We start from the raw sequence: 12,658 nt of genomic DNA, 5'->3' as shown, positions 1-12,658 counted from the left end.
ATATGACTTTGACAAATGAAAAAAGTATAACGCTGATCTGCCTGTTGGCAATGCTCGCAGGTTTAAAAGATTTGCCACCGGTAGCCAAATATTATAAGTATAAACATACTCTAACTAATTTAGTATTTCCTTAAAAGTATCTCCTTGATCTAGGTCCCCTGTGTCGTATCCTTTTGCAAACCAGGTCATACGCTGTTTTGATGTGCCGTGGGTATATGTTTCGGGCTGCGTATATCCCATGGTATTTTTCTGGATATTATCATCGCCGACAGCTGCAGCCGCATTGATCGCTTCTTCAGCATCTCCGGGCTCAAGGTATTTTTTAATTTGATTGGCCCACACACCTGCAAAAAAATCTGCCTGAAGTTCTGTAGCTACCTGAACCTGATTGCCTTGTGCTTCACGCATTCTACGCCGTAGGTTTTGAGTTTCATTAAGGATGCCCAATTGATGTTGTACGTGGTGACCCACCTCATGAGCTATAACATATGCGATGGCAAAATCGCCGCCTTTTGCGCCAAATCTTTGTCTGAGAGTATTAAAAAAAGACATATCCATATACACCGTTTCATCTCCGGGACAATAGAAAGGTCCTGTGCTGCCACTGGCTCCACCACAGGCGGAACGAGTCACCTCTTTAAATAGTACCATCTTGGGCATACGATATGTCATGCCCCTTTCTCTGAATAACTTAGTCCAAACATCTTCGGTATCTGCAAAAACAGTCGAAACAAACTGACCAACAACTTTCTCTTCCTGAGTGAGTTCTGTTGATTGAGTAGTACTTCCCTGATTCATTTGGTTTTCCAATTGGCTCAGTATCTGTTGATTGTCACCACCAAGAAAAAGTTGTACAATCAAAAAGATGATACCTAAAGCACCACCACCAGCCACCACTTTTCCAGTCGTGCTCATACCCCGTCGATCTTCGACATTTTCACTTTGTCTGCGTCCTTCCCATTTCATATATATACAGAATTTTATTGTGTGAAAATAAGAGTATGTTTAAAAATTTTTTTAGTTTAAGACAATAAAAATTTAAACATACTCTAAACTTAAATGCTGATATTGCAATTTCTGACATAAATTTATAATAAAAGTAACAAACTTAGGAAGATTTTTGCAATTATCGATCAGATAATGCATAAATCCAATTGGGTGTATCACAAAATTGCACAATATTATATAATATGTAAGTTCTGAATTAATTCATCCTGGTTTTTACCGTCTCTTAAGAAGAATACTGGAAAAGTGCAATTAGTTATTCACACCTTTGGACTCAAAATATATACATTTCAAATAATACCATTATCTTTACTTACATAATCAGTTCAACAATTACAATGGCACAAGCTAATTATCAACATTTTTACTTAAAAATTATTTTTTCGTTAACATGGATATTGATATCACTTAGTATATTCGGTCAACCGAAAAAGTACAATGATGGCCCCTATATAGATATTGCTGGCGATTCCATAAAAATCAAGTGGGTTGATAAAGGCTTGCCTCGGGATACATCTGTCCATAAAATAAACGCATTCCCGTTCAAAGTCGACAATTTACCTGAGGTAGATTTGACAAGTCTTGATATCATTGATGATGAAACATGGGAGTATGACAATATCAATAAATTTATAGTTATCAGTGATTTGCACGGGCAATTTGATACAGCGATGTCATTACTAAAGGTGCATAAAATTATTGACTCTGTCGGCAACTGGATTTTCAAAGATCATCATCTTGTTGTAGCTGGAGATCATTTCAGTCGTGGAGATAAAGTGATGGAGATTTTATGGTTTCTATTTAAGTTGGAAAAACAAGCCCTGGCTGCAGGAGGAAAAGTACATATCATGTTGGGCAATCACGACTGGATGACTTTAAATAATGATCTTAGGTATCTAAATGTCAAATATGTATACACGTCTGGTGTATTACAAACACCTTATCATAATTTTTTTACCAGCAAGAGTGTTCTTGGTAGTTGGTTAAGAAAAAAGAATGTGATCATAACTATCAATGATCAGTTAATTGTTCATGCCGGATTATCTCAAAAAGTGGTTGACGCAAATCTTTCTGCACAGAAGATCAACAGTCTGTTCAGAGATTCCATCATGAAAAATGATGTTATACCGTTGGTGGAAAACGAAAAGATCGAATTGTTAATAGGTGATGATGGCCCACTCTGGTATCGGGCGTACGCAGATACTTTGGCCTTTCACGAGGACTCCATTCAGAAAATTCTCCATTTTTATAATGTAAATTCCGTGATTGTAGGTCACACCATAATGCCTGAAATAACATCAAGATTTGATGGAAAAATATTTTTAATAGATTGTGGTTTGATTACGGGAAAATCAGGTGAAGTACTGATATGGAATGATGACCGCTTTTATAGAGGCAAAGCAAATGGTAAAAAGTCTGCGTTGAACAAACCTTCTAAAAAAGAAAAAGAAGCTTATTTGATTTTATGTATACCATGACTGATGGTAATAAAAATCCAAAGCTAAAAATAACCACCAATCTTAAAAACCTGATAAAAATCAAACTGAAAGAGTTAGAACAGGAATCTACATTCGAGCTTATCAACTCCAAAGACTCTTCACTATTTTCTTTGGTATCTACAGTAAGGGCACGGGGCAATATGCGCAAGCAAGTTTGTTATTTTCCACCTGTAAAATTTAATTTTGCAAAAAAAGATCTTTCAAAATATTCCTTAAAATCAGCTGATAAATTGAAAATGGTTTTCCCATGCAGAAGCGGAGAATCTGCTCAGGAAAAATTACTCAAGGAATACTTTCTCTACACAATATATCAAATTATTGACTCCAATTCGATACGAGCAAAGTTAGTGGATGTTCAGATCATCAATGATAAAAAAGAAGTCGATGAGCAGTTTACAGCAATAGTAGTGGAAGACGAAGATGCTTATGCATTAAGGACAAATGCAAGAGTTGTGGAAAGCAAGTCAGTTTTAAATTCGACATCTTTGGAAAGAGAACCTTTTTTGTTGATGTATTTTTTCCAGTATATGATTTCCAACACAGATTGGTCTGTCGGCAATAAACACAATGTCCTTATTGCAAAGTTACCTCAATACCAAAGAGTGATAGCATTGCCTTATGATTTTGATTATTCGGGATTTGTTGGCCAAAGTTATGCTGTTCCAGCTCCAAACTTACCGATTACAAGTGTTCATGAGAAACATTTTATGCCTTATGTCATCTCTTCGGAAGAATTTGATTTCGCTGTCAAATATTACCAAAGCTTAAAACAAACTGTTTTGGCAAAATGTGATAATGCTTCATACTTAAAACCATCTACAATTGAAGCTAATAAACAGCATATTCTTAAGTTTTATGAAGAATTGGACAGGCCTGACAGACTGATAAAAAATATAAAAACCAAAGAATAGTTTTTAGAGTATGTTTAAATTTGTCACTTGGATCCAAATGATAAAAGTTTAAAATACTCTTAAATAGTTGCCTTAAATTAAGAGTATGTTTAAATTTTTATTGCTTTAAAATCAATGTATTATGAACCTGGCTTCAAAATAATCGCCCTATTTAGTTCACTAAATGCGTTGATTATTTTATCGCCAGAACCATAATCTCTTGATTTACAACTAAGAAAAATTTTAAACATACTCTAAAGTAAGAAGATGAGACCAAATACTAAAAAGCTTACTATAATACCGATATTAAATATTTTATAAGCCATGTGAACCAATTTATACTTTGTAGATAGATTGATCCCAAAATAATACAAATCACTTACAATTACCTGATTGATTGTTTCTTTGTCTGAAATAGTTTCCTGAAAAAGAGATCTGTATTCTTCAAGGGAAAGATCAGCATAATTAGTAAAAAAAAAACGGGCTCCTTTTACCTTTTCTTTCTTGAGTCTCCTCAAAATGTTTAATATCACTGAAAGGGACAAGCACCTTGGCAGAAAATATAATGGTTAACAAACATGCAAGAGCAAGTAATGCCACAGGTATGTACAGTGCCTTTTCAACAATAATTTGAAAATTAGAAAGTATTATGGGGAGTAAAATTGTCAGCATCAGAGAATTAATGCTGATAAGAATGTGCGCTTTGTTGTCTGCAATGGTCGTCAGGTCTATGTAGTTTCTTTGAGTAGTCCTGATAAGGCTGAGGATATTTCCTTTTATGTTACCTGAATATGTATCATCTACATTTTTGATGTCTTTCTCTTCAAAATCTTCATTAGATTCCATATTTATAATTTTAGTGTATCGATTGGTAAATGTAATAAAATCTAAATAAATCAATTGCAAAACGTCTTAAAATGTACTATAAAATAGACTTTACATACTTATTCATGCTACAAAATGGCAAAGAACGGGAAGGAAAAGCAATATATTAAAGTTTTCAAGATTACTTGATTTTTATTTTATTGGTTTATTATTAAAAAAATGATTTTTAAAATACCTTTGTGCCCCGATTATAAAAGAAATCGGAAATGCCTAAAGACACCTCCATCAAATCCGTCCTTATCATAGGAAGCGGACCCATCATCATCGGACAAGCATGTGAATTTGACTATTCCGGAACACAAGCCTCCAGGTCTCTGAGAGAGGAAGGGATAGAAGTCACACTCATCAATTCCAATCCTGCCACCATTATGACTGACAATGTCACAGCGGACAATGTCTACATGTGGCCTCTGACTGTAGAAAGTATCATCAAAATACTCGAACTGCACAAAATTGATGCTGTACTTCCTACCATGGGCGGTCAGACAGCACTCAACCTTGCAATAGAAGCCCAAAATATGGGCGTTTGGGACCGTTTTGGAGTAAAAATGATAGGTGTAGATGTGGAAGCCATAGAACTTGCTGAAAATCGGGAAGCTTTCAAACAACACGTAATAAGTATAGGTATGAAGGTGGCAGATTCTGCCATTGCTAACTCATTTCTGGAAGGAAAAGAAGCGGCCCAACAGATCGGATTCCCGTTAGTGATAAGGCCATCATACACTCTTGGAGGTACAGGCGGAGGATTTGTGATGAAAGAAGATGAATTTGACGAGGCACTAAGAAGAGGTCTGGAAGCATCTCCGACACATGAAGTATTGGTAGAAAAAGCTGTGTTGGGGTGGAAAGAATATGAATTGGAGCTCCTCAGAGATAATAATGATAATGTAGTCATCATCTGTACAGTGGAAAACCTGGACCCCATGGGAATCCATACAGGAGATAGCATTACAGTGGCACCAGCAATGACGCTCTCTGATACTGCTTTTCAACAAATGAGAGACGATGCCATCCTGATGATGAGATCAATGGGTAATTTTGCTGGTGGCTGCAATGTACAGTTTGCCCTTAATCCGGAAAATGAAGAATTGATTGCTGTAGAAATCAACCCCAGAGTATCCAGATCATCAGCACTTGCCAGCAAGGCTACAGGATATCCTATCGCAAAAATTGCTGCAAAGCTTGCTATCGGATATACACTCGATGAACTCAAAAATCAGATTACCAAGACCACTTCTGCATATTTTGAACCTGCGCTTGACTATGTCATAGTGAAAATGCCGAGATGGAATTTTGAGAAATTTTATGGCGCAGATACTACTCTCGGTCTGCAAATGAAGTCGGTAGGTGAGGTGATGGCTATAGGCAGAAACTTCCTCGAAGCCATGCAGAAAGCCTGTCAAAGCCAGGAAAACAATCGGGCTGGATTGGGTGCCGATATGAAAGAATGGATCCAGACGGAAGATATTCTGGCAAGATTAGAAAAAGTAAGTGATGACCGGATCTTCAGGGTAAAAGACGCCCTTAGACTCGGTGTTCCGGAAAAAACAGTACATAAACTTACCAAAATAGACCCCTGGTACATCAAACAAATCAAAAGACTTGTTAAGTACGAGGAAAAGTTGATGAAATATACCGTTGCTGAAGATATTCCAACCGATTTCCTAAGAGAGTTGAAACAAGTAGGGTATTCCGACGCACAGATTGCCTGGGTACTCAGAATTAAAGAAGAGGAGGTCACCAAACATCGAAAAAAACTAGGTATAAGACGCGTGTACAAAATGGTGGATACCTGTGCCGCTGAATTTGAAGCCAAGACACCTTACTTCTACTCTACATTTGATACCGAAAACGAAAGTATACCTTCAGAGAAGAAAAAAAATTGTTGTGCTTGGATCAGGGCCCAACAGGATAGGTCAGGGAATAGAGTTTGATTACTGCTGTGTGCACGGGCTACTTGCTATTAAAGAAGCTGGTTATGAAGCCATCATGGTCAATTGTAATCCTGAGACGGTGTCCACAGATTTTGATATTGCCGACAAACTATATTTTGAACCGGTTTTTTGGGAGCATCTTGAAGAAATTCTGGAACTCGAACAACCCGAAGGTGTGATCGTACAATTGGGAGGACAGACAGCACTCAAATTGGCTGAAAAATTGCATCAAAAAAGGATACAACATCATCGGCACCGACTTCAACAACATGGATATAGCCGAAGATCGTGGTCGGTTTTCTGATATGCTCAAAGAACTGGAAATTCCTTATCCTGAGTATGGTGTAGCTCACGACGTGGACGAAGCCATCGAAGTGGCCAAACGGGTCTCTTATCCCGTATTGGTGAGACCTTCGTACGTACTTGGTGGTCAAAGAATGCGTATAGTCATCAACGATCAGGAACTCGAACACCACGTATTGAGTATCTTCAAGCACATGCCTGACAATAAAGTATTGATAGATCAGTTTCTCGAAAGGGCCAAAGAAGCTGAGATTGACGCCATATGTGATGGGGAAGATGTGCATATCATGGGTATCATGGAACATATCGAACCTGCGGGTATTCACTCAGGTGACAGCTCAGCGGTGTTGCCCACTTATTCATTGAGTCCTGATGTGGTATTCCAAATGGTAGAATACGCCAAAAGACTGGCCTTTGCCTTAAATATCAAAGGCCTTATCAATATCCAATTTGCCATAAGGAAAGATAAAGTATATGTGATCGAAGCCAATCCAAGAGCTTCGCGTACAACACCATTCATCGCTAAAGCATATCAGGTACCCTTCTTGAAAATGGCAACTCATGTCATGTTGGGCACAAAGAAAATAAGTGATTTTGTCATCGATAAACAGCTTACAGGTTATGCCATAAAAGTGCCAGTATTCTCTTTCAATAAGTTTCCTGGTGTGGATAAAAACCTGGGACCGGAGATGAAATCCACTGGTGAAATGATATACTACATCAAAGATATTTATGACCCGTTCTTCAGAGAGCTGGACAGAAACAGGTCTATGTTTTTGAGCAGGTAGAAGAGTGGTTGTGCTTGTCATTCAGTCAGGCGTCAATCTTGATTTCCAAAGCTTACAATATTGCGTCATTTTGCTCTCCTATATCCGGAGGATTCCACCTTATCGTGTAATGCAGTTTCTGTCCAATCGGGTAGTGCTTAACATATTTGCTATTGGTTCATATTGTTGAATACCATTTATACTCAAAATAAATTGTTTTGCAAAAAATTCATCTACTATTGTATTCATTTTGAGTATAATGGCGATAGAATTATTTGAAAAATAAATTCTCGTCGGTATAGATAACTCTAAAATCTGTAGTACACAAACCGAAAATCAAAAGATAAAATATCCCCTATAATCTTGGCTAATCCGTTTAGTTCACAAGCAAAGTGAGTTAATCATTATTGTAAATTGGGGTGTTAGATTGGTCAATCAATTGAGAAATATAAATCTTGCTTTATGACCCTTATCCGGTATCACGCATATATCATATTTTCCAAACCAACGGTATCGATGCATAGCTATAATACTATATCCATAATCCATAATACTCACAGGAAATAGTTTTAAAAACTGAGCAAAAAAACGGTATTTTCCACCCAGAAGTATGAGAATTTGTATGACTGCGCTGCTTTTTTGAAATATTTGTCCATTATAAAATAATATGACACTATCCATACTGGGTTCAAAGAGTTGTTTTTCTGTTACAGATTGTATGGAAGCAAATCTGAAAATTTCTTTTTTATCCCATTTGAGCAGCTTTTGGACAGTTCCGTCACAGAGATGACATACTCCATCAAAAAATATGATAGGGTGTTCATATGACAGCTCGGTGATGTGCTCCTTTTGCATATAGTATCATGGTTTATCAGGCAAAGACATCTCTTAACAGATCGTCTATTCTGGATAACATTTTTACTTCGATATTAAATTTTTTCTGCGAAAGGATTTCGGATTTATATCCTGAAATGAAAATCAGTTCAAACCCTAGCCTTGCTGCCTCCTGTATCCTTTGTTCGACCCTGCTGACTGGCCTGATTTCGCCCGAGAGGCCTACTTCTCCTGCAAAACAGACTTTTTTGCTGATGTGTATGTCATGTAACGATGATATAAGGGCCGCTACGACCGCAAGATCAATGGATGGATCTGTAACCTTGATGCCACCGGCAATATTGAGGAAGACGTCATTTTGACCAAAAGGCAACCCACACCTTTTTTCGAGCACGGCCAACAACATGGATAATCTTCTGAGATCAAAGCCCGTGGCTGACCTTTGAGGTGTGCCATATATCGACGGGCTTACAAGTGCCTGGGTTTCTATAAGTAAAGGCCGGAGCCCCTCTACAGATGCCGCAATAGCAGATCCTGATAGCTGATCATCATCAGGAGATATCAGCAGTTCTGACGGATTGGAGATTTCTTTGAGCCCATGTACGTCCATAGCATAAATCCCTATTTCATCGGTGCTTCCAAACCTGTTTTTCAGCGTTCTGAGTATTCTGTAGGCGTAGTGTTGATCTCCTTCAAACTGCAGCACTACGTCCACTATGTGTTCCAGCAACTTTGGTCCTGCGATTCCGCCTTCCTTATTGATGTGGCCTATGATAAATATCGGGATATTAGTTTCCTTGGCAAATCTCTGCAGATCGCCTGTACACTCTTTCACCTGTGAAATGCTGCCGGGAGCACTGTCGATATATGGGCTGACAAGGGTTTGTATAGAATCTATGATGATGACATTTGGTTCCAGTTTTACAGCTTCCTTCAGAATGTTGTGGACATTGATGTCAGTATACACAAAACACTCTTTGTTTTGATGGCCTATCCTGTCAGCGCGCATTTTGATCTGTTCTTCACTCTCTTCTCCGGATACATAAAGGACTCTGATATTAATTTGTAGTGCCATCTGGAGCAATAAGGTAGATTTTCCTATACCCGGTTGGCCGCCTACCAGAATGATGGAACCGTGTACTAATCCACCGCCAAGCACTCTGTTGAGTTCATTATCCCGGGTATTGATCCTGCTTGTGTTTAGGGTACCGACTTCGTCCAGTTTTTTGGGAATGATTTTTTCACTTTTGGCAGATTTCCAGATTTTTTCTTTTTCTTGTGTTGTAGGTTTTTTTTCTACCACCTCTTCTGTGTAGGTATTCCATTACCCACATGATGGACATTTTCCGATCCATTTTGGAGATTCAGCGCCACAATTGGTGCAGAAAAATGTCGTTTTTACTTTCAAATTATTCTAATTTTTCAATTAATAATTCCTATTCCTTTGTAAACTGTAAGGTAAGTGTTTTCAAATCACAAAAACAGAGTTTTTAAAATATTTACGTATTTGTAAAAGAGTTGCATTTTTTTGATAAAAATATGTGACATGTCAAAATCAAATCGTCTTAAAATAGAAAATAAAAAATTTGAAATAAAGTTCCAAAAGTGGAACATAAAAGTAAATTGTTTTCAATTGGTTTTTTGGGGTTATGCGGAGTTAAGATGTTATGTCTGGCTCCGCTATTTTTTTTCCAAAAAACAAAAAAGGCATATACCACAGTGATATATACCTTTTTCATTTCTTTACTCTAGCAAAGTATTAAGCTGCAGGCTCGTCTTTCTTATCCTCATTGGCATCCTTGTCCTCATCCTTGTCATTATCTAATTCATCAACACTATCTTCCTTTGAATCTCCTTTGATCTCTTTGATTTTTTCTTCGACCTTATCAGTTATGTCTTCCATGACATCCTCTGCTTTGTCCATGGCATCTTCTACTTTGTCTTCTACTTTTTCAGCGACTTTTTCAGCTTCGTCCATCAATGTTTCAAGTTTTTCACCGGCGACCTCCGCAATAGCTTTTGCTGTATCCACCACATCCTCGACCAATTGCTCCATGGACTCAGATATTTTGTCCATGAAGTTGGATTCTTTCTTTGACTGTTTAGGCATTTCTGACGCTGCTTTCTCAAGCTTTTCAGAGATTTTTTCAAACTCTTTGGAGTTTTCTGAAATATTGTCTGCTATTTTTTGTTTGACAACCTGCTTTGCTTCCTCCATTTTTTCAGCTTTTTCAGACCTTTTTTTCTCTTTTTCAAGTTTGGATTCCACTTCTGCTTTTGTTTTTAGCATATCATCCATTTTTTCATTTTTGGACTTTAGGCGCTCTTCGATCATCCGGATTTTAGCTTGTCTGAGCTGAGATTCCAACTGACCATCACTATCAGCAACTTTCTTAACTTGAAAATCGAGATCCCTTTGATCAAAATCTATAGAATTCTGCATTTTTTTAATAGCACCAAGAAGACCTTCGTATCGAGCCTTCAATCTTGCCAGATTATTACTGCTATTTTGTTCAGAATGAGACCCTCTTTTTTCTTTGAGTTTTTTGAAAGCATCATCAATTTTTTTCCAAAGTTCATTTCTGTCATCTTTGGTAAATCTTATATCCTTTATTTTGAGCTGTATCTTTTTCAGATCCTCAAATAGCGGGTTGATCCCCAGACCCTTCTCTATCTTGTCTTCAATATTGGTAAGTTCGTCTCTGAAAGTATCAAAATGTTTTTTTGATTGTGTTTCAAATTCGTCCTCTACAGATTTTTTATACTCTTTAAGTTTATCAAAGAGATGATTGGCCTTTTCTCTCAGTGAGGCACCATGCTCTCTGAAAAGGTTCTTTTCTGATACCTGACCCTGGACTTTATTCCAAAAGCTTCTCAAATCATCCCACAATACGTTGTCGTATTCTGTCAGGTTATCGATTTTTTCTTTCAGCTCTTCAATCTCAGACTTATACATGCCGTACAGCTTGGATGATAATACTACAAAGTGCCATTCTGTTTGAGCTCTGGTGATGAGGTCGGGTCTGTCCACTCTTATTTCATCCGGTAAGATGCTATCCGAAACCGACAACTTCCTTTCAACTTTTGTAAAGCCTGAAGGAAATTCAATTTCAACATCATCCTTCCATTTTTCTGACATTGCTTTGTAAAATGCTTCTGTGGCTACTGATTCCGGAAATGTGTAAATGTCAACTACATTCTCTTTTTCGAGGAGTTCTAATGCAACAAGGATTTTTTCATCTTTTTCATTTGAACCCCAAAGTACTACTTTACGTCTCATACAACTAAAATTGGTAAATTTAATAATCTAAAAAACTACGTGTAAATAAATTCATCTAATACATTGCCTAAAATTCTAATTTGATGTACTACAGTATTTTGAACCTTTGTAAAACAATCAAAATCGATTTTTAGGTTAAACTAATTTATGGTCTACCAGATATTCTGCAATCTGAACAGCATTTGTAGCTGCACCTTTTCGCAGATTGTCTGCCACAATCCAAAGATTCAATCCGTTGTCAACTGACTCATCACGACGGATTCTTCCTACAAACACGTCATTTTTGTCTTTTGCAAACAAGGGCATCGGATATTGAAAGCTATCTATATCGTCCAGTACGGTTACGCCATCAGAATTTTTTAATAATTCCACTACTTCGGCAAGTTCAAACGAATGTTTAAGCTCTACATTTACGGACTCAGAATGGCCACCATTAACCGGTATACGAACAGCAGTTGCTGTTATCCTCATCTTGTCATCACCAAGTATCTTTTTGGTTTCATGCACCAGCTTCATTTCTTCTTTGGTATATTTATTATCGAGGAAAACATCGCACTGCGGTATGGCATTCTCAAAAATCTGATAATGGTAGGCCATTTCTGATTTTTCAGGTGCGTTACCGGCCTTTTCTGATTCATACTGAGCCACAGCTTTAGCACCAGTACCGGTAAATGATTGATATGTTGAAATTACCAACCTCTTGATACCATACTTTTTATGCAATGGCGCCAATGCTACTACCATCTGTATCGTCGAACAGTTAGGATTTGCAATGATTTTATCTTCTTTTGTCAGAGATGATGCATTGATTTCGGGGACAACTAATTTTTTGGATGGATCCATCCTCCATGCACTTGAATTGTCAATCACAACTGTACCTTTTTCTGCAAATTTTGGTGCCCACTCCAATGAAGTACTGCCTCCTGCCGAAAAAATGGCAATATCCGGTACCATATTTACGGCTTCTTCCATACTCACTACAGTATACTCTTTGTTTTTGTACTTTACTTTTTTCCCTACTGATCTTGCCGATGCAACCGGGATGTATTCGTTTATTTTTAAATCAAATTCTTCCAGAACTTCATTCATCACTCTGCCAACAAGGCCTGTAACCCCTACTACTGCTACTTTCATAATTTCAAATAATTCTTATTTCCCATTAATTACGTTAATAATATTCTTTATTCTTATTTTTGCTTTTTTTAGTTGACTTCATAACGCAATGACATCTGGTAAGACTATGAGCATTCGCATTGTATTA

At 37.4% G+C, this 12,658-nt stretch carries 7 protein-coding genes and 2 pseudogenes; 3 read left to right on the top strand and 6 right to left on the bottom strand.

Annotated elements, in window-relative coordinates; translation table 11 throughout:
* Positions 1-114: 114 nt before the first annotated feature.
* On the bottom strand, positions 115-966 hold the full coding sequence (locus tag IPK35_21940) for a neutral zinc metallopeptidase (GenBank protein ID MBK8055855.1): 852 nt from the start codon (positions 964-966) through the stop codon (positions 115-117).
* Positions 967-1,343: 377 nt separating this feature from the next.
* Between IPK35_21940 and IPK35_21935 the strand changes: the two genes are divergently transcribed.
* Together IPK35_21935 and IPK35_21930 are read left to right on the top strand one after the other, a co-directional pair.
* Positions 1,344-2,483 carry a metallophosphoesterase gene (locus IPK35_21935; protein MBK8055854.1) on the top strand — a complete coding sequence of 380 codons (1,140 nt, stop codon included), beginning with the start codon at positions 1,344-1,346 and terminating at the stop codon, positions 2,481-2,483.
* Positions 2,471-3,415, top strand: a complete 945-nt coding sequence (locus IPK35_21930; GenBank protein MBK8055853.1) for a hypothetical protein — start codon at positions 2,471-2,473, stop codon at positions 3,413-3,415. Before IPK35_21935 ends, IPK35_21930 begins: the two co-directional genes overlap by 13 nt.
* Positions 3,416-3,859: 444 nt before the next feature.
* On the opposite strand, the gene IPK35_21925 is transcribed toward IPK35_21930, so the two are convergent.
* Positions 3,860-4,240 (bottom strand): hypothetical protein, encoded by a 381-nt coding sequence (locus IPK35_21925; GenBank protein MBK8055852.1) that lies wholly within the window; start codon positions 4,238-4,240, stop codon positions 3,860-3,862.
* 245 nt (positions 4,241-4,485) lie between these two features.
* On the opposite strand from IPK35_21925, the pseudogene carB reads away from it, so the two are divergent.
* Positions 4,486-7,304 (top strand): annotated as a pseudogene (gene carB / locus IPK35_21920) (carbamoyl-phosphate synthase large subunit).
* A gap of 414 nt (positions 7,305-7,718) precedes the next feature.
* On the opposite strand, the gene IPK35_21915 reads toward carB, so the two are convergent.
* The 4 genes and pseudogenes from IPK35_21915 to IPK35_21900 all read right to left on the bottom strand — a co-directional run bounded on the left by IPK35_21915 (position 7,719) and on the right by IPK35_21900 (position 12,531).
* Positions 7,719-8,138: a DUF393 domain-containing protein gene (locus IPK35_21915; GenBank protein MBK8055851.1), complete on the bottom strand. Its 420-nt coding sequence runs from the start codon at positions 8,136-8,138 to the stop codon at positions 7,719-7,721.
* A 16-nt stretch (positions 8,139-8,154) separates the two neighbouring features.
* Positions 8,155-9,525 (bottom strand): annotated as a pseudogene (radA, locus tag IPK35_21910) (DNA repair protein RadA).
* A gap of 351 nt (positions 9,526-9,876) precedes the next feature.
* A complete protein-coding gene (locus IPK35_21905; GenBank protein ID MBK8055850.1) occupies positions 9,877-11,397 on the bottom strand; it encodes a hypothetical protein in 1,521 nt (506 codons plus the stop codon).
* A 135-nt stretch (positions 11,398-11,532) separates the two neighbouring features.
* Entirely contained in the window at positions 11,533-12,531 is a 999-nt protein-coding gene (locus tag IPK35_21900; protein ID MBK8055849.1) for an aspartate-semialdehyde dehydrogenase, read from the bottom strand.
* Positions 12,532-12,658: the final 127 nt, after the last annotated feature.

It is taken from the genome of Saprospiraceae bacterium, assembly GCA_016713025.1.
Lineage (GTDB): Bacteria > Bacteroidota > Bacteroidia > Chitinophagales > Saprospiraceae > OLB9.
The sequence above is the reverse complement of the archived record's forward strand: the minus strand, read 5'-3'. Positions and strand labels throughout refer to the sequence as shown.

Excerpts from the sequence above, each read along its gene's own strand:
- IPK35_21940 (MBK8055855.1), bottom strand. The coding sequence starts at position 966 with ATGAAATGGGAAGGACGCAGACAAAGTGAAAATGTCGAAGATCGACGG.
- IPK35_21935 (MBK8055854.1), top strand. The coding sequence starts at position 1,344 with ATGGCACAAGCTAATTATCAACATTTTTACTTAAAAATTATTTTTTCG.
- IPK35_21930 (MBK8055853.1), top strand. The coding sequence starts at position 2,471 with ATGTATACCATGACTGATGGTAATAAAAATCCAAAGCTAAAAATAACC.
- IPK35_21925 (MBK8055852.1), bottom strand. The coding sequence starts at position 4,240 with ATGGAATCTAATGAAGATTTTGAAGAGAAAGACATCAAAAATGTAGAT.
- IPK35_21915 (MBK8055851.1), bottom strand. The coding sequence starts at position 8,138 with ATGCAAAAGGAGCACATCACCGAGCTGTCATATGAACACCCTATCATA.
- IPK35_21905 (MBK8055850.1), bottom strand. The coding sequence starts at position 11,397 with ATGAGACGTAAAGTAGTACTTTGGGGTTCAAATGAAAAAGATGAAAAA.
- IPK35_21900 (MBK8055849.1), bottom strand. The coding sequence starts at position 12,531 with ATGAAAGTAGCAGTAGTAGGGGTTACAGGCCTTGTTGGCAGAGTGATG.